We start from the raw sequence: 17,007 nt of genomic DNA on the forward strand, positions 1-17,007 counted from the left end.
CGAAATCACGCCCGTAACGACCTGAATCAGTCTCTCAGCGCGTTGATTCAATACCTCAGCGTAAGCGCGCCCGGCAGGATCTCGAAGGTCGCCGGTATGCGCCCCGGCGATTCACCGTCTACGTCGACCAGCGCGCCGTTCTTCTGGACATCGCCCAACGGTTCGACAACCACTTTCTTGCCGCGCAAAATGGTGATCGCCGGATGGTTGCGATGCCGCCCGCCATAGAGCAGACGGATATCCCAGATCAGTTTCAACTTGCCCGCCGCCCGCAAGATGACGATGTCGAACTGCCCGTCGTCCAGTTCGGCATCCGGCGCGATCATCATGCCGCCGCCGAAGAACTTTCCGTTGGCCACCGCCACCAGCGCCACGCGCGCCTCGACCGGGACGCCGTCATCGACGGTGATCACAACGTCCTGGAACCGGTAGCGCATGAATTCCCACACGGTGCGCCAGTAAAACAGCGCCTTGGCCGACACCTTGCCCTTGCGCTTGTCGGCGTTGACCGCCCGGTCGGTAGCGCCCGAAAGACCGAGGCTGGCAATGTTGATGAAATGACGGCTGGCCAGCGCGCCATGGTCATCAACATAGGAGATGCGGCCGGCATCCACCCTGCGAGCCTTGGCCTCGGCGATGCGCTTCAGCGTCAAGTCGATCTCGTCCGAAAGACCGAGCCCGCGGGCGAAATCGATGCCGGCGCCGCAAGGCAGCAGGCCGAGCTCGGCCGTCCGGCCGCTTTCTGCAAACGCCTGCAGCAGTCCGTCGGCCACTTCGCTGGCTGTGCCGTCGCCGCCCGCCGCGATCACCAGGTCGAAGCCGCTCGCGGCAAGGACGAGCGCCAGCCGTTCGGCGTCGCCGGTCGCCTGCGTTTCGCGCAGCTCGAAATCGCCGAAATATTTCCTGAGCGAAGCACTGACCTCCGGCCAATGCCGTTTGAGCCGGCCGCCACCGGCAATCGGATTGAGAACCACCCCGACCTTCAAGAACGCCCTCCCCAAAGGACGGCAACGACACTGCTGTCCTAAAATCCTTTGCCGGCATTGAAGCCCGCGCCGCTCTGTGGGGCAAGGGCCGAATGTCTGATCATGCTGGTCGTCTCAGATGAGGGCGTGTCCCGCCCCTGCATCTCGTCGAAAAAAAAGCTCGGCCGCCGAGTTCAGTCCCCGATAATCCCGCTATCCACAGGCTCGTGGCTGTTTCGCCAAACGTTTATCCCCCGTATGTTAAACCCATCTCAGGCGGCTACCGATCGCCAAGTCGAAAGGCAAAGCGAAACGGCGGATTTCCTGAGGCCCGTACGGCCCCGAACGAAAGCAGGCTTGCCTGATTTGAGGAGGGATGCCGAGACCTACGGGGCCGCGGAAAGCGTGCGAACGCCTACGGCGGACCGATGCTGCCATGAAGGACGGCAAAAACCTTCGATGGCGCGCTGGACGAAGCTCGCAAGGGTGGAACTGGCAAGGTCCCGAACGGACGCTGCCCTCGGGCGGTGACTGGCAGGACCGTCAACATCAAGGCCGGCATGGCGCGACGTCTTTACGGAAGTTGCTGCCGCGACCGTGTCCTGATCTGACAGGGAGGCGCTGGGAGAAATCCCGGCGCCGACTGTCGTTTGGGCTCCACTCGCGTAGCAGACGTCAAGTTCGAACACGTCTACGTGAGACCTTTCGGCCACAGTCAGCGACCGTGAGATATTCCGTCGCGTACCGTCACGCTCATTCCACAATCGCGGCCGAATCCCGCCTTGTTCCACGGTGATTGACGATGCCTGAGCGTCGCGCGTCATTCTCGGCCACGCGAGGCCCTCGGCAGTATTTTGCAAGCAACTCGAAGGGACAAGATCGTGATCAAGACCGCCCTTGTCGCCATGACCATCGTCGGCTGCGACTGCGATGCCAGGCTCTGCGAGTATATTGGCGAGACGCCGGCCAAGTGGTCGACCATCGCCGATTGCGAAGCGGCCATGAAAAGCCAGATGTTGCACGCGCGCAAATTCAACTACCCGCTCGTCTCAGGCATATGTCGTACGACGCAAACGCCGTCGTCGCAGCTTGCCACGATGGCCTCCATGCCTGAGTCGACGACGACAACGCAGACCACCACCGACCCGCTTCCCAGGGAATTGAGCCATCGGCCGAGCGTTGCTGTCGGATCGCAGGCAACGGCGACGGAAACAGAAGCTGACACACCGGTTGCCTATGACTCTGTGGTCGATGGCGAACGCTCGGTGCTGCATCGCACAAAGGACGGTTACGGCGTCGTCAAGACCGACCTTGGGCGCGCCGCATCCGCGACCATCGGCATGGCAAAGCGGTCGGCGAACTGGCTGGCTGCGAAAATGCCCGGCGGCTAACCCGCCGCCTCATCCTTTGCGCCGATCTTGCGCACAAGCGCCGCCGTCGCCAGCATCGCCCCCATGTCTGATATCATCGGCGCGACATGCTTGGCGTAGTCGAGCGGCACTGAGGTATCAGGCAGCTCGAAAAAATCCTTCGTCTGCGGCAACAGTAGAAAACCATCGCTACCATTGAGCGCAACCCGCGCCGGATCATCAGGCCATGTCTCGCTGAGCCATGTCAGTGCCTGCGCCAGCCGGCCGCTCACCAGCGGCTGCGCCGCCTCGACATTGTCGGTGCGGAAGTCGTAGGCGGCATCGAGCTCGGGCACGCCGCATGACAATTCTTGCATCCTGCTGGCGAACATGCCGCGGAAGAACCCGACGGTCATGTCAGTCCGGCGGGCGGCCACCAATATGCCGGGGAACGGCACGATGGTCTCGAAGGCAACGACGATCCCCTTGAATGCTATCGAGCCGCTATTGCCCGTGCCTTGCCGGAGATCTGCTTCGTAAAGCTCGAACGGAAATCCCTCGTAGCGGCCGGAGACGATGTCGTCGAAGCGCTTGTTGTTGAACGTGCCGATCGTCTCGCGCGGCAGCCGGTCGAACGAATTCGGCGTCACCTCATGCTCGTAGTGCATGTCCTCAATGAAGCCGAAGATGATCGGCAGCAGTGTCTTGCGGAACGATTGCTGCAACGTGCTCGTCGGCTTGATCGCCTGGAAATAGAGCAGGATCGCCGCCACGAACCCGACGACATAGAGGAACACATGCGGTGTCGAGAACCATCGCTCGTATGGATCGGCGATCATATTGAAAAGCCAGGCGACGAGTGCCACGAACAACAGCACCAGTCCGATGAACAGCGGCACCCGCCAGTGGACTTGCCGGTAGGCCGAAGCCCTTTCGGCCTCATAGGCCGCGAGATTGCTCTTGATGCCGGCGATGTCAGCTTCATCAGGCATGAAATCCGCTGCTTCCATCGCCATCCCACCGTCGAAAGACCGAACACCCAGCTCGGACAATAGCCGATTTTGCGGAAAGTCGCGCGACTACAGCGTTGGGATGGTGGTGAGCCCACACGATTTATCCGAGCCACCAGTCAACTGTGGCCATCAATTCCCGTTACCAAAAACCGCAACGAAACGGGCCGTAACCTTTTGCCTTAATGCGCCCTCCAGCGCCTCGACGGGAACCAGCCGCTCATGGTCGCCGGCGCGCAGCCGAATGAAGGGATGCAGCCGGTAGGCGGCAATCGCGCCACGCGTGCCGGCGTCGGCGCTGACATCGACGGTCAGGATGCCCCCGATGCGGCCGGGCCACGGCTGGCGCGCAAAGGCGGTGCCAAGAAAATCGCCGAGCCCATAGGCGACGAGCGCCTTGCCGATCCGCTCCACCGGCTGCACGACATGGGCATGATGGCCAGCGATCAGTTCGACGCCTTGCGCGGCCAACTGCCGTGCCAGTGCCCGCGTCGCGGCCTGTGGAAAATGCCGGAATTCCCAATCCCAATGTGGCACGGCACAGGTGAGGTCGACGGCCGCGCCGCGCGGCCATCGTGCCGGGTCGCCTTGCATCGACACGCGGCCCGCGAACGCAGCCGCGCCGGCATTGCGCCACAGCGTGAAGGCGGCAAAGCCTATTGTCAGCGGCCCGACCGCAAGGCACTCGACCGGATCGCCGGCGGCGGTACCGATGCTGCGGATGCCGAGACGGTTCAGCGCCGCCACGGTCTTGTCGAAACCCTCGACGCCTTGATCGAGCACATGATTGTTGGCGAGCGATAGCACCAGTTTCTCGCGCGAGACGCCGACGGCCGCCAGCGCCTCGGCAAGAAACCGCTCGGTCATGGCGTGACGGGTGCCAAGCTTCGTGCCCATCGCCGCGCTCGGTCGCTCCACCACCGGGCTTTCGCAATTGCCGACCACCAGATCGGCGGAGCCGAGCAACGTGGCGATCGCCGGGTCGCATTGCGGTGCACTGCGATTGGCCACCGCCGAGATATCGCCGACAAAGGCGAGCCGCGCCGTCCGCCCCGGCGGCGGCTCGATCATCGTTCCTGCCGCCGGTGCAAATCCACTGGCGTCGCCGCCAAGCGTCGGCTTCAGGAAACGCGGCAGCCAAGACAATTTATAGGAAAGCGGATAGTTCGACACGCGCAGCCTGTACCGGAATGAACTGCCACGGTAGACGATGCGCCCGATATAGCGAAGCGCCTCGTTCGGAATCGTGCGGACAAGGCGCGGCACGCAGATTGCGTGTATGCTTCCCGCCGAACAGCATACCGGAGGACCAAGATGACGCGATTTTCGAGCCTGCTGGCATCCGCCCTTGTTCTGCTGCTGCCGGTTGCTTCTGCCGGTGCCGCTGCCCCCGAACCGGCTGCCCTGTTCGAGGCAAAAACCGTAGCTGACCGCGACAGCACGCTTACTGCGCTGGAAGCCGCCGCGCCCGGTGACCCGACGGCAGCCTATGCCGCAGGCGCCGGTGAATTCTTCACCGCGCTGGAGATCCTGGCCGGCGGCCTGCACCGCCACGGCTTCGAAAGCCCGCAATCATTCATACTGCCACTGATGCGGCTGCCGGTCCCGGACAATCCCAATCCCGAGCCGCTGACCTACGACGACTTCCGCGCCATCCTGGTCGCCTTCCGCGATCGGCTGGAAAAGTCCGCCGCCACGCTTGGATCCGTGCCTGCCGATGCCGACATCGGCATGGAGGTCGACCTCACCCGTCTCGGCATCGACCTCAACGAGGACGGCCAGATCGCTCCGGACGAAAGCGCCGCCGCGATCATGGCATCGCTGTCACGCGGCGGCGCGCCAGACCCGGCCGCACCCACCCTCACCTTCCGCTTCGACCGCGCCGATGGCTACTGGCTGCAGGGCTATGCCGAATTCCTGATGGCGCAGGCCGATTTCTGGCTCGCGCACGACTTCAGGAACGCCTTCGACGGTTCGTTCCACATGCTGTTTCCGCGCGCCAAACTACCTCTGCAGGACACGCTCGTTCCGCCGGACGGCGGCATGAGCGGCGGCATGTTGTCGTCCGAATGGCGCATCGCCGATTTCATCTCGCTGGTCCATCTGGTCAACTGGCCGGTGGTCGAACCGGAGCGGCGGCAGGCGGCGCGTCGCCATCTCATGGAGATGATCCGGCTTTCTCGCGAAGACTGGAAGGCGATCCGCGCCGAGACCGACAACGACCGCGAATGGCTGCCCGGCCCGCAACAGAAAGGCGCCAGCCCGCTCACCGGCCTGGAAGTCGGCGAGGAGCAGGTCCAGGCCTGGCACGCCGCGCTTGATATGGCCGAGGACCTGCTCGAAGGCCGCACCTTGCTGCCGCATTTCCGCTTCGCCGACAAAGGCATCAATATGAAGCGCTTCTTTGACGAACCAAAGCCCTTCGACCTGGTGCTGTCGATCACCGGCCCGGCCATCGCGCCCTATCTCGAGAGCGGAAAGATCCTCACCAGCGAAGAGTTCGATCAGATCCAGCGCCAGTTCGGCGGCGCCGGGTTTTTGACGTTTGCGCTGTGGTTCAACTGAAGGCGCGTTTCGACATCGCTCCTGACACCCTTGTGTCAGGAGCTTGGTTTCCTCTCGCGCCCCTCGTCACTCCGCTCTTTCCATTTTGGCCGATACCTCCCATATTCGGGGCATGGCCAAACTTTCTGATAAAAAAACGCCGCCGCCGGCGCGTGAAGATCGTGCTTCGCCGCCCAACCGGCGCAGCCCGTTGACCGATTTCCTTGATGCGTCGGAGCCGCTGCACAAGGGCGGTTTTGCCGAGGCGCCGCAGACCGAGTTTTCAGGCACGCCGCTGACCGGCTCGATCGCCGATTGGGCCGAGCAGATCGAGCAGGAGGCTGAGAAGGAAGGGCGCCAAGTCTCCCCCCTTGAGGGGGAGATGTCGCCGAAGGCGACAGAGGGGGTCGGCAAAGAGAGCGCTCAACATGAGGGGCCGCCGCGCGCTGCCGCACCGACCCCACCCGGCGGCTCCGCCGCCACCCTCCCCTCAAGGGGGAGGGAAGGCGCCAAGCAAAAGAAGATACCCGAACGCTCCTCCTCCCCCGGCCGCACGGCGCGGGGCACCTCAATGGGCGGCGCGGCTTCGGCCAGGGAGCGAACCGCAGCCGGCCTCAATCCGGTCGCCGGCCTCGATGTTTCGCTGGAGGAAGCCGAGACCATGGCCTCCGGCGGTGTCACCGCCACCGTTGCGGCGCTGTCGGCGCTGATCGAATCCGGCAACCCGCTGCACAAGGATGGCGTGCTGTGGACGCCGCACCGCCCTGCCCGGCCTGAAAAGTCGGAAGGCGGCATTGCCATCACGATGGTGTCGGATTTCGAGCCGGCCGGCGACCAGCCGACGGCGATCAAGGATCTGGTGGAAGGCGTCAACGACAACGACCGCACCCAGGTGCTGCTCGGCGTCACCGGCTCGGGAAAAACTTTCACCATGGCCAAGGTGATCGAGAAGACGCAGCGCCCTGCTTTGATCCTCGCCCCCAACAAGACGCTGGCCGCACAGCTTTATTCCGAGTTCAAGAAATTCTTCCCGGAAAACGCCGTCGAGTATTTCGTCTCCTATTACGACTACTACCAGCCGGAAGCCTATGTGCCCCGGACGGATACCTTTATCGAAAAGGAATCCTCGATCAACGAGCAGATCGACCGCATGCGCCATTCGGCGACGCGCTCGCTGCTGGAGCGCGACGACGTCATCATCGTCGCCTCGGTGTCCTGCATCTACGGTATCGGCTCGGTCGAGACCTACACGGCGATGACCTTCCAGATGCAGATCGGTGACCGGCTCGACCAGCGCGCGCTGCTCGCCGATCTCGTCGCCCAGCAATACAAGCGGCAGGATATCAATTTTGTACGCGGCTCGTTCCGCGTGCGCGGCGACACGATCGAGATTTTCCCGGCCCACTTGGAAGACCGCGCCTGGCGCATCTCGCTGTTCGGCGACGAGATCGAGGCGATCACCGAGTTCGACCCGCTGACCGGCCAGAAGACCGGCGAGCTGAAGAGCGTTAAGATCTACGCCAATTCGCACTATGTGACGCCGCGCCCGACGTTGAACCAGGCCATCAAGTCGATCAAGGAAGAGCTCAAGCACCGGCTGGTCGAACTCGAACGGGCAGGACGCCTGCTCGAGGCGCAGCGGCTGGAGCAGCGCACCCGCTTCGATCTCGAGATGCTTGAGGCGACCGGCTCCTGTGCCGGCATCGAGAACTATTCGCGCTATCTCACCGGCCGCCAGCCGGGCGATCCGCCGCCGACCTTGTTCGAGTACATCCCCGACAACGCGCTGGTCTTCATCGACGAAAGCCATGTCACCGTGCCGCAGATCGGCGGCATGTATCGCGGCGACTTCCGCCGCAAGGCGACGCTGGCCGAGTACGGTTTCCGTCTGCCGTCCTGCATGGACAACCGGCCGTTGCGCTTCGAGGAATGGGACGCCATGCGCCCGCTCTCCGTCGCGGTTTCGGCGACGCCCGGCGCCTGGGAGATGGAGCAGTCCGGCGGGGTCTTTGCCGAGCAGGTCATCCGCCCGACCGGCCTGATCGATCCGCCGGTCGAGGTGCGCCCGGCCAAGACCCAGGTCGACGATGTCGTCGGCGAAATCCGCGAAACCACCATGGCCGGCTACCGTACGCTGGTCACCGTGCTGACCAAGCGCATGGCCGAGGACCTGACCGAATATTTGCACGAGCAAGGCATTCGCGTCCGCTACATGCACTCCGACATCGACACGCTGGAGCGCATCGAGATCTTGCGCGACCTGCGCCTCGGCGCCTTCGACGTGCTGGTCGGCATCAACCTTTTGCGCGAAGGCCTCGACATTCCCGAATGCGGCTTCGTCGCCATTCTCGATGCCGACAAGGAGGGCTTCCTGCGCTCCGAAACTTCGCTGATCCAGACCATCGGCCGCGCCGCGCGCAATGTCGACGGCAAGGTCATCCTCTATGCCGACCAGGTCACCGGCTCGATGGAGCGGGCGATGGCCGAGACCAACCGCCGTCGCGAGAAGCAGATGGAGTGGAACGCGGCCAACGGCATCACGCCGGAATCGGTCAAGTCGCGCATCTCCGACATCCTGGACTCGGTCTACGAGAAGGATCATGTCCGCGCCGACATCTCGCAGTTCACCGACAGCGCCGGCGCGATGATGGGCAACAATCTGAAAGCCCATCTCGACGCGATGGACAAGCAGATGCGCGACGCCGCCGCCAATCTCGACTTCGAGAAGGCGGCCCGCATCCGCGACGAGATCAAGCGGCTGCGCGAGATGGAGCTGTCCATCTCCGACGACCCGCTGGCCAAATATGCCGACATGGAAAGCCCGGTTTCGGGCCGCGAAAAGGGCAAGCACAACAAGGGCCGCGCCATCCACCGCACGGTCGACGACGACGGCAAGGGTCTCTTCCGCAAGCCCGCGCTCGACAAGATGGGCGCCGACGGCGCCGTGCCGGTCAAGAAGCCGCTCTTCGCAAAACCCTCGCTCGACGCCATGGGCCCGGGCACCGATATGCCGACTCCGGCCGGTGCTGTGTCCCGCTCGCTGTTCAAGAAACAGTCGGCCGAAGAGGCGCATGGTTCCGATTTCGGCATCCCCGGCGACTCCACCAAGCCGCTGTTCAAGAAGAACTCGCTCGACGAGATGACCGTACGGCGGACCGAAAAGCCTGTTGACGGCGACAAGCCGGTCAAGCGCGAGCGTACCGGCATCGGCTCCTACGAAGATCCAGCCGATGCCCGCCGTGAAAAGCGCCGGCCCGGCAAGACCGGGCGGCCGGGACGGTAGGGCAGGCAATTGCTTCAAATTTGCGCTGCTCACCACGTTCCAGCGTTGATGATTGGCGAAGCCGACGCGACATCCGATCTCCCCCCTTGCGGGGGAGATGTCCGGCAGGACAGAGGGGGTGGGAAGGATCGCCAACGTCCGATTTCAACAGTTCCCAACCGGAATCAGCTGGGGGTGTTGACTGCAATTGTGTGACAAGCCGAGGGACAGCGCCTCCCCTCTGCCCTGCCGGGCATCTCCCCCGCAAGGGGGGAGATCGGCGGCTTCGCCGACAGTGCCTGCTCCGGAGATCGGCGCTACCGCTTGTCTGAAGCCCTATTGGCGGTGCCACTTGCCATCGGCCCCACCCTTGGTGTAGCCAGTCTCTACAACTCAACGTCTCAAAAGGAGGGCTGCGTGACTTTCGACCACCACCGTCAGCGCGGCCCTGTCCCTGCCCTGCGAGCTTGCTTGCAGGGCTGACCAGAGACGGTCCGGGTTCTCCCGCTTCGATTTTCTTGGTCTGCCCTTCGTGGTGCTGCAACGCCGAGCCTGCTGGCCTGCCTGCGCACCGTCAAAGTGCATCGAACCGGAACCTCCCTCCGGGCAGACCAGAGAAACCAACATGGCCCTGATCAGCCTCAAGTCCCTCGGCGTCACCATGAGTGCGCCGCTCTTTTCCAACCTTGATCTCACCATCGGCACCGGCGACCGCCTCGGCATCGTCGCCGCCAACGGCCGCGGCAAGTCCACCTTGCTGAAATGCCTGACCGGCGAGATGGAGCCGACATCAGGCGACATCACCCGCACGCGCGGCCTGCGCGTCGGCCATGTCGAGCAAGCCGTTCCCGCTGCATTGGCCGAGCACAGCTTTCAGCAGGTTGTGGCCGATGCCTTGCCGGCCGAGCAGGCCGAAAGCGAGCAATGGCGCGTCGACGTGGTTCTCGATTCACTCGACGTGCCGCAGCCGATGCGCGAGCGGCCGATGCGGGCCTTGAGCGGCGGTTGGCAAAGGCTGGCGCTGATCGCCCGCGTCTCGGTCACCGATCCCGATGTCCTGCTTCTCGACGAGCCGACCAACCACCTCGACCTCGCCAAGATCAGCCAGCTCGAAACCTGGCTGAACGGACTGCCGCGCGAGGTGCCGGTGGTGATCGCCAGCCACGACCGCGCGTTCCTCGACGCAACGACCAACCGGACGCTATTCCTGCGTCCCGAACAGTCGCCGGTGTTTGCGCTGCCCTATTCGCGGGCGCGCCACGCGTTGAGCGAAGTCGACGCCTCGACCGAGCGCAAATTCCAGCGCGACATGAAGGCGGCGCAGCAACTGCGCCGGCAGGCGGCCAAGCTCAACAATATCGGCATCAATTCGGGCAGTGACCTGCTGACGGTCAAGACCAAGCAGCTCAACCAGCGCGCCCAGCGCCTCGAGGAGGTCGCAGCGCCGGCGCACCGCGAAAGATCGGCGGGCGCGATAAAGCTCGCCAATCGCGGCACCCATGCGAAGGTACTGATCACGCTTGACGACGTGGTGGTCGAAACGCCCGACGGAACGCTGCTGTTCAAAACCGGCAAGCGCCATATCTGCCAGGGCGACCGCATCGTGCTGCTCGGCCGCAACGGCGTCGGCAAGTCGCGGCTCATCAGCCTGATCAGAAATGCCATCATCGAGCCGGAGACGGCAGCGCAGGGCGTGAAGGTGACGCCGTCGACGGTGCTCGGCTACAGCGACCAGGCATTGTCGGGCATCAGCGGCGACGACACGCCGCTGGCGATGCTCTCGCGCAGATTCGATGTCGGTGAACAGCGTGCCCGTTCGCTGCTGGCGGGTGCGGGCGTCAGCATCGACATGCAGGAGCGCAGGATCGGCGTGCTGTCGGGCGGGCAGAAGGCTCGGCTGGTGATGCTGGCGCTGAGGCTCGCCAATCCCAATTTCTACCTGCTCGACGAGCCGACCAACCATCTCGACATCGACGGCCAGGAAGCACTGGAAACGGAACTGCTCGCCCATCAGGCAAGCTGTGTGCTCGCATCGCACGACCGCTCCTTCATCAGGGCGATCGGCAACCGCTTCTGGCTGATCGAGAAGCGGCGGCTGACCGAGATCGACGACCCCGAAGGTTTCTTCCGCTCGGTGGCCGAGGGGACTGGCTGAGGAAAACAATGCATCTGCCGGGCCGACATTTTGAAGTACTGTCGTCCCGGACGCCGTGTTGACCACGGAAGAAAGCTTTTCCATCGACCTAAAAAGGCGCATCCTGCCGCGGTAGAGCTTAGGGAGGGATAGGATATGCGTGCGGTAGACCTCGTTAACAACTTCTACCAAGCCTATGCAGATCGCGACATCGAGGGCGCACTGGCGTATTGCGCCGATGATGTCGTGTTTCGTTGGATCGCCGATCCGCGGCAGTCGCGTCGCGCCGGCAGCGCTCGCGGCAAGCAGGAATTCCTTGCGCGCCTGGTGGACCTGAATGAGGACTTCGAATACCGGCGCGTCATCCCGGTCGAGATCATCGATGGCGGCGACAAGGTTGCCGCCCAGGTCGAGTACCATATGACACGTCGCACGACCGGCGACGAGTTCGTGATGCCTGTCGCCGATTTCTGGACAATACGCGACGGCCTGGCCGTCGAGGTGGTGGAATATTACGACACTGCGCTAGCCGCGGCGGTCAGCTGAACCACATCCGCCTTTGCACGGGCCGATACCGATCTGACGACAAGAAATTTCAGCGGTCTGTCGGATCATGGCCGCACGCCACGTCCTTGGGACGCCGACACTATGATGCCGGCTTCAACCAGGGAGAGTGCATCATGTCCATTCTGTCATCCATAGGCCGCATCGCGACCCGTTACTCGGCGGCCCGCGCCCGTTACCGCAGCCAGCGCGCACTGCTTTCACTGCCGATCGAATTGCGCAAAGACATCGGCTGGCCCGAAATCCTCGACGCGCAAAACGAACGTCGCCTTGCCATGGCAACCTCCTTGACCAAGGTAATATGAAGCGACCTCGGGCCCGCGGCCTGAGCATTTGATCTTGGCGTTCGAAAAAAAAATTCGGCGGCCATGTAGGATTGCCGCCGCCTCGTTCGTCCTTTGGTTGGCAAGGCCAACCAAACGCAAAGAGGAGCAAGACATGAACGATCAGCCCCAAACCCAGCCCGCAGCGAAAGTCCTTGGCGGCTTGACGCCCTATCTTCAGTTGGATGGCGCCTTCAAAGCCGCCGAATTCTACAAAAAGGCCTTTGGCGCGGAGCAGGTCTTCTTCTACCCGCCGGACGAGCAGGGCCGCACCATGCACATCCACCTTCACATCAACGGCTCGACGCTGATGATCTCCGATTTCTACCCTGAGCATGGCATGTCTCCGGTGAAGCCGCAGGGCTACACCATGCAGCTCCATCTCGGCAGCGACGACATCGATGCCTGGTGGCAGCGCGCTGTCGACGCCGGCTGCGAGGTCGTCATGCCGCTCCAGGTGATGTTCTGGGGTGACCAGTGGGGCAATATGCGCGATCCATTCGGCGTGGAGTGGGCGATGAACGCACCGGTGAAGAAAGCCTGACCCATTCTTTCCTCTCCCTTGTTTTGGGAGAAGGAAAAACGCCACCCAGGAGGAGACCAAAATGTCCTATGTCGATGGCTTCGTGCTTGCCGTGCCCAAGGCAAACCTCGACGACTACAAGAAGCTGGCCAACACCGCCGGCGTTGTTTGGAAAGAACATGGCGCGCTGGCCTATGTCGAATGCGTCGGCGACGATGTTCCCTATGGCGAAATCACCTCGTTCCCGCGCGCCGTGCAGGCCAAGGACGACGAGATCGTCGTCTTCTCATGGGTCGTCTATGAGTCGCGAAAAAGCCGCGACGCGGTGTTGGCCAAGGTGATGGCCGATCCGCGCCTGACGCCGGACTGGTCGACGATGCCGTTCGACGCCAAGCGCATGATCTTTGGCGGTTTCCAGTCCTTCATGGAGCTTTAGGCACCCCGGCACAGGGTAGGTCGAGCTATCGACCCACCCTGATGCGCGCTTTAGTCCAGCCTATCCAGCAGCGGCTTGAGCCGGTCGCCATAGCGTTTCCACAGATCGACCGAGCCCTGGTACATCGGCTGGCGCACCTGCGCCGCCGACGCCGTGCGCACCGGCCGATCGGTCTCGTGGAACGACAGCACCGCATCGTCCCATGGCAGGCCGAGATGGGCGATCAGCGCCCGCGTCTGTCCTTCCTGGTCGGCGACGAAATCTTCGTAGCGCACATCATGCACGACATCAGGCAAAACGGTGCGCCAATGCGCCATGATATCGGTGTAGAGATTGTGGAAATCGGCGAGCTCGCCGAGGTCGTAGCCGTAGCGGTGGCTGTCGCCGCGGAAATGCACCTTGTAGATCGACAGGCAGGTCGCCGCCGCGTCGCGCGCGCAATGGATGATCTTGGCCTTGGGCAGCATCAGATGGATGAAGCCGATCAGCAGGAAGTTGCCGGGCATCTTGTCGGTGACATGCCGGAAACCCGGATAGCGGGCGTGCAGCAGGTCTAGATAGGCCTGGCCTGCCTCGGCATAGGCCTTGTCAGGCATGTCGGCGATCCCCCAGGGAAAGCCGCCCTTCATGCCCGGCGGAAACTGTTTTCCCACCACCGTCTTCAATATGCCGAGCTCGCCCGCGCCATAGACTTGGCGGTGGCTGGCGATGATCTGCTCGACCAGCGTGGTGCCGGAGCGCGGCATGCCGACGACGAAGATCGGCGTGTCGTCGGCAATCCCGCTCGGTCTGTGCTTATCGAAGAAGGCCTTGTCGAACACCGCCTTCATCGTTTCGAATTCGGCACGTGTCCTGGCCGCATCATAGTCGATGCCCGTGCGGCGGATCGCATTGCCTTCGGCGAAATAATCGAAGGCACGGCCATAATCCTTCAGATCGTCATTGGCCTTGCCGAGGCCGAACGAAAGCTGCATGCGCGCCAGGCTGCCTTCCGGCGCCTTTGCGTGCTGCGCCTCCATCCCGGCAAGCTCGGCGTCACGCTCCTGCTGGCGCTTGACCTGGGTGAGCATCAGCCAGGCCCTGGCCATGCCGGGATCGACCGCCAGCGCCTGCCGGAAATGCTCCGCTGCCTCTCCGAGGTTGCCCTTCTCCATCAGCCCGACGCCCAGACCGTGCAGCAGGTCGGCGTCCTTCGGCCGAATTGCCAATGCTTCGCGGAAGGCGGCAAGCGCCTGGTCGAGCCGCCCTGCCTCCTGCAGCGTTTCGGCAAGCCCGATGCGGGCGCGGACATGGAACGGGTTGCGACCGATGGTGCCGCGATAAATCTCCTCGGCGCCCTCGAACTGGCCGAGTTGCTTCAGCGAGGAGCCGAGATTGTCGCGCGCCGCGAGTTGGTCCGGCCGGATTGCCACCGCGCCACGGAAGAAATCGACGGCTGCACTGACACGGCCGAGGTCGCGCATCACGGTGCCGAGGTTGTTGAGGAAATCCGGATTCTTGGGCTGCAGGCGCACCGACTGTTCGAGGAGATCAAGTCCTTCGGCACTGCGCCCGGTCTGGTGCAGCAGCAAACCGAGGAAATGTGCTGCCGCCGCATGATTGGCCTTTTGCGCCAGCACCTGCCGGTAGAGCATCTCGGCTTCCTGCCGGCGCCCCGCCTGATGCAATTGCAGCGCCTGCTGCACGCGCTGGTCGAGGCCCAGCGGCGGCTGTCCGCCTGAGCCGAAATTGGCGCCCGCGCCTGCCGGTCTTCTCTGATCTCTGTTGATGGGAAACCTGCCGTGTTTTGTCCGCCTGCCGCGATCTAGGCCATCGGCGCGGCAGGTTCAAGGGTTCGCAGGCCAGCTTACCGGAAATCGGCCTGGGTCAATACATACATGTTCTTGCGGCCGTGCGAATAGGCTTCGCGCGCAACATCCTGGATCGACGAACGTTCCGCATCGAAGGCGCTGAGATACTCGGCTTCCGCCCCGCCCGTGGCCGTTGCCGCCGAAAGCGCTCCAATCTCCACAAAGAAGGGCACTTCGAACATGCCGTCATGGCCGACGAAGCGAATGCGCCTGGCCGCAGCGTCGTAGGAGCGGCTGCGGTTGGGAAAATTGAGCGTCACGATCGAACTCCTCAGCGCATGACCCCGAACCGGAGGTTCGGAAAGGATCATGCGCAAAATCAAAGTACTACAGCAAGCCGGCTGTCAGATCAGGCGGTTGGTCTCCGCAACCTGTCTGGCCCGCCGCAGCGTGCCGTCGGTGTCGGCGATCCTTCGCCTTGCTGCCTCGTCACTTCGTATCGTCAGCCGCGCCGACATGACTTTTGTAGGGCCGGCGGCCTGCTTGATAATCGGCCTGATTGTTACGGTCGAACCATCAGGTGTTTTCACGGAAACCATGGTTTTTCCTTTCAGATGTAAATAAAAATCGATGCCGGGATGAATTTTTCCGGCACAATCTCAAACAATTCTTGTGAAGTGTCCGGATCATATCACCATTTTACAAATAGCCCTAGAAAAGTAATTTCGCGACAAGGCCGGCGACAGGCGGGAATCTTCTTGAATAAACCGCAATTTCGGATTAATGAATAGAGATCGTTTTTTGGGCCAAGCTTGGCATCTCGCGGCGTCAGAGGTTCTCGACCCGCCAAACTCATTCCAGATCGCCGATACCCAAATTGCCGATAAGGGACGCACGACATTTAAGTCCCGGTGCCGCGAAGCGGGCACTACCTTATCGGATCCAAGCCGGGAACGAGACTTCGAGGCACGAGAATGTCTGGCCGAACTACCCATTCCATCGCGCATTTCGAGGCACCCTTCATGCTCGGCGGCCTGGAAGGAAAATTGCCGGCCGGCGACTACGACATCGACCACGATGAGGAGCTTATCGATGGCATGTCGTGGCTTGCCTGGCGCCGTGTCGCCACCTTCATCCATCTGCCGGCAAGGACGGTGAAAAGCCAGACCAGCCAATTGGTTGCCATCGACTTCACCGAACTCGAAACCGCGCTGAGGCGCGACCAGGAGAATGCCGCATGATCCGCTTCCAGCAGAACGCACGCCCGCGCACCGACACGCCCGCACATCTTTTCGCGATCGGCCAGACCGTTCGCATGAAGAGCCGCACCGGCCTTGTCCAGAAGACCGCTGAGCTGTTCCAGATCAAGAGCAAGCTGCCGGTCAAGGACGGCTCGCCGCAATACCGCATCCGCAGCGACGAGGAGACCCATGAGCGGGTCACCACGGAAGACAATCTCGAAGTGGCCGACAATCCGAGCGCCTAGGCGCGCATCAACCGTCACCATCACGTTCACCAATCACGAGGGATCAAGAAATGGCCAAGGGTCAACAGCGCAGCAACCGCGAGACACGCAAGCCCAAGAAGGACAAGACGGCGGCAAAGCCGGCCTCGCCCTTCGGCTCGGCCGTCAAGCAGGCGGAAGCCGGTTTGAAGCCGAAGTCCAAGGGCTAGCACTCCGAGCCGCGCACCCGTCATCATGCGCGCACCGCAGCGGCCCGATGCGCCTGCAGGCCTGCGGCGCCGCAACACGGAGGCGTGCTTGAACTTCGTCGTCGAGTTCTATCGTTCGCGCGACGCCGACGAAGCGATGCTCGACAGGGTTTCGCTCGAGGCGCCGAACCTGCGCGCCGCCCTGCAGGGCGCCACAGCGCTGTTTCGCACGCTGGCGATGCCGCAGGTCCCGGACCGGCTGCGCATTTCCGACGAGGACGGCAGCGAGCTCTATGCCGGCCCGGCCGACGGAACGTATCCGGCGGACGGATGAGCACCAAGTTCATCCAGCTGTTTGCCAAACCCATGCCCGCGGCCGAGTTCTTCGCCTACTGCCGCAAGGCGAGGCTGCCGGCGTAGAGGCAAGAGGCGCCAGCTGCCCTCGCCTGCCTGT

The 17,007-nt window shown here is 63.0% G+C and carries 18 protein-coding genes; 13 read left to right on the forward strand and 5 right to left on the reverse strand.

All coding sequences use genetic code 11. From position 1 onward, the window contains the following. Positions 1-47: 47 nt before the first annotated feature. Positions 48-986: a diacylglycerol/lipid kinase family protein gene (locus BQ8482_RS15750; RefSeq protein WP_123148552.1), complete on the reverse strand. Its 939-nt coding sequence runs from the start codon at positions 984-986 to the stop codon at positions 48-50. Between the two features lie 860 nt (positions 987-1,846). On the opposite strand from BQ8482_RS15750, the gene BQ8482_RS15755 reads away from it, so the two are divergent. Next, positions 1,847-2,356 (forward strand): hypothetical protein, encoded by a 510-nt coding sequence (locus BQ8482_RS15755; RefSeq protein WP_123148450.1) that lies wholly within the window; start codon positions 1,847-1,849, stop codon positions 2,354-2,356. Here BQ8482_RS15755 and BQ8482_RS15760 read toward each other — a convergent pair. After that, positions 2,353-3,324 carry a DUF3137 domain-containing protein gene (locus BQ8482_RS15760; RefSeq protein WP_123148553.1) on the reverse strand — a complete coding sequence of 324 codons (972 nt, stop codon included), beginning with the start codon at positions 3,322-3,324 and terminating at the stop codon, positions 2,353-2,355. The two genes, BQ8482_RS15755 and BQ8482_RS15760, sit on opposite strands and share 4 nt — an antisense overlap. A 132-nt stretch (positions 3,325-3,456) precedes the next feature. Continuing rightward, positions 3,457-4,497: a CapA family protein gene (locus tag BQ8482_RS15765; protein ID WP_123148554.1), complete on the reverse strand. Its 1,041-nt coding sequence runs from the start codon at positions 4,495-4,497 to the stop codon at positions 3,457-3,459. Between the two features lie 141 nt (positions 4,498-4,638). On the opposite strand from BQ8482_RS15765, the gene BQ8482_RS15770 reads away from it, so the two are divergent. From BQ8482_RS15770 to BQ8482_RS15800, 7 genes are all read left to right on the forward strand, one after another. After that, positions 4,639-5,889 carry a hypothetical protein gene (locus BQ8482_RS15770; protein WP_123148451.1) on the forward strand — a complete coding sequence of 417 codons (1,251 nt, stop codon included), beginning with the start codon at positions 4,639-4,641 and terminating at the stop codon, positions 5,887-5,889. Between the two features lie 112 nt (positions 5,890-6,001). Beyond that, positions 6,002-9,151: an excinuclease ABC subunit UvrB gene (uvrB, locus tag BQ8482_RS15775; RefSeq protein WP_123148452.1), complete on the forward strand. Its 3,150-nt coding sequence runs from the start codon at positions 6,002-6,004 to the stop codon at positions 9,149-9,151. A gap of 604 nt (positions 9,152-9,755) precedes the next feature. Next, a complete protein-coding gene (locus BQ8482_RS15780; protein ID WP_123148453.1) occupies positions 9,756-11,285 on the forward strand; it encodes an ABC-F family ATP-binding cassette domain-containing protein in 1,530 nt (509 codons plus the stop codon). A 135-nt stretch (positions 11,286-11,420) separates the two neighbouring features. Further along, entirely contained in the window at positions 11,421-11,810 is a 390-nt protein-coding gene (locus tag BQ8482_RS15785) for a nuclear transport factor 2 family protein (protein WP_123148454.1), read from the forward strand. A 134-nt stretch (positions 11,811-11,944) separates the two neighbouring features. Continuing rightward, positions 11,945-12,133, forward strand: coding sequence for a hypothetical protein (locus BQ8482_RS15790; protein WP_123148455.1), 189 nt, complete (start codon positions 11,945-11,947; stop codon positions 12,131-12,133). Positions 12,134-12,266: 133 nt separating this feature from the next. Continuing rightward, entirely contained in the window at positions 12,267-12,695 is a 429-nt protein-coding gene (locus tag BQ8482_RS15795; RefSeq protein ID WP_123148555.1) for a VOC family protein, read from the forward strand. Positions 12,696-12,756: 61 nt separating this feature from the next. After that, positions 12,757-13,110, forward strand: coding sequence for a DUF1428 domain-containing protein (locus tag BQ8482_RS15800; RefSeq protein ID WP_123148456.1), 354 nt, complete (start codon positions 12,757-12,759; stop codon positions 13,108-13,110). 50 nt (positions 13,111-13,160) lie between these two features. On the opposite strand, the gene BQ8482_RS15805 is transcribed toward BQ8482_RS15800, so the two are convergent. Both BQ8482_RS15805 and BQ8482_RS15810 read right to left on the reverse strand, forming a co-directional pair. Continuing rightward, entirely contained in the window at positions 13,161-14,744 is a 1,584-nt protein-coding gene (locus BQ8482_RS15805; protein ID WP_244602824.1) for a tetratricopeptide repeat-containing sulfotransferase family protein, read from the reverse strand. Between the two features lie 212 nt (positions 14,745-14,956). Continuing rightward, positions 14,957-15,220: a DUF1488 family protein gene (locus BQ8482_RS15810; RefSeq protein ID WP_123148556.1), complete on the reverse strand. Its 264-nt coding sequence runs from the start codon at positions 15,218-15,220 to the stop codon at positions 14,957-14,959. A 49-nt stretch (positions 15,221-15,269) separates the two neighbouring features. Between BQ8482_RS15810 and BQ8482_RS38655 the strand changes: the two genes are divergently transcribed. From BQ8482_RS38655 to BQ8482_RS15830, 5 genes are all read left to right on the forward strand, one after another. Then, positions 15,270-15,524: a hypothetical protein gene (locus BQ8482_RS38655; protein WP_208867714.1), complete on the forward strand. Its 255-nt coding sequence runs from the start codon at positions 15,270-15,272 to the stop codon at positions 15,522-15,524. Between the two features lie 350 nt (positions 15,525-15,874). Next, positions 15,875-16,141 (forward strand): hypothetical protein, encoded by a 267-nt coding sequence (locus BQ8482_RS15820; protein ID WP_123148459.1) that lies wholly within the window; start codon positions 15,875-15,877, stop codon positions 16,139-16,141. Then, entirely contained in the window at positions 16,138-16,386 is a 249-nt protein-coding gene (locus tag BQ8482_RS15825; protein ID WP_095488858.1) for a hypothetical protein, read from the forward strand. Before BQ8482_RS15820 ends, BQ8482_RS15825 begins: the two co-directional genes overlap by 4 nt. A 50-nt stretch (positions 16,387-16,436) precedes the next feature. Further along, positions 16,437-16,574: a hypothetical protein gene (locus BQ8482_RS38145; protein ID WP_023799867.1), complete on the forward strand. Its 138-nt coding sequence runs from the start codon at positions 16,437-16,439 to the stop codon at positions 16,572-16,574. Positions 16,575-16,662: 88 nt separating this feature from the next. Then, positions 16,663-16,887 carry a hypothetical protein gene (locus tag BQ8482_RS15830; protein WP_123148557.1) on the forward strand — a complete coding sequence of 75 codons (225 nt, stop codon included), beginning with the start codon at positions 16,663-16,665 and terminating at the stop codon, positions 16,885-16,887. The last annotated feature ends 120 nt before the right edge of the window (positions 16,888-17,007 follow it).

Origin of the sequence: Mesorhizobium delmotii, assembly GCF_900149755.1 — a bacterium.
GTDB lineage: Bacteria > Pseudomonadota > Alphaproteobacteria > Rhizobiales > Rhizobiaceae > Mesorhizobium > Mesorhizobium delmotii.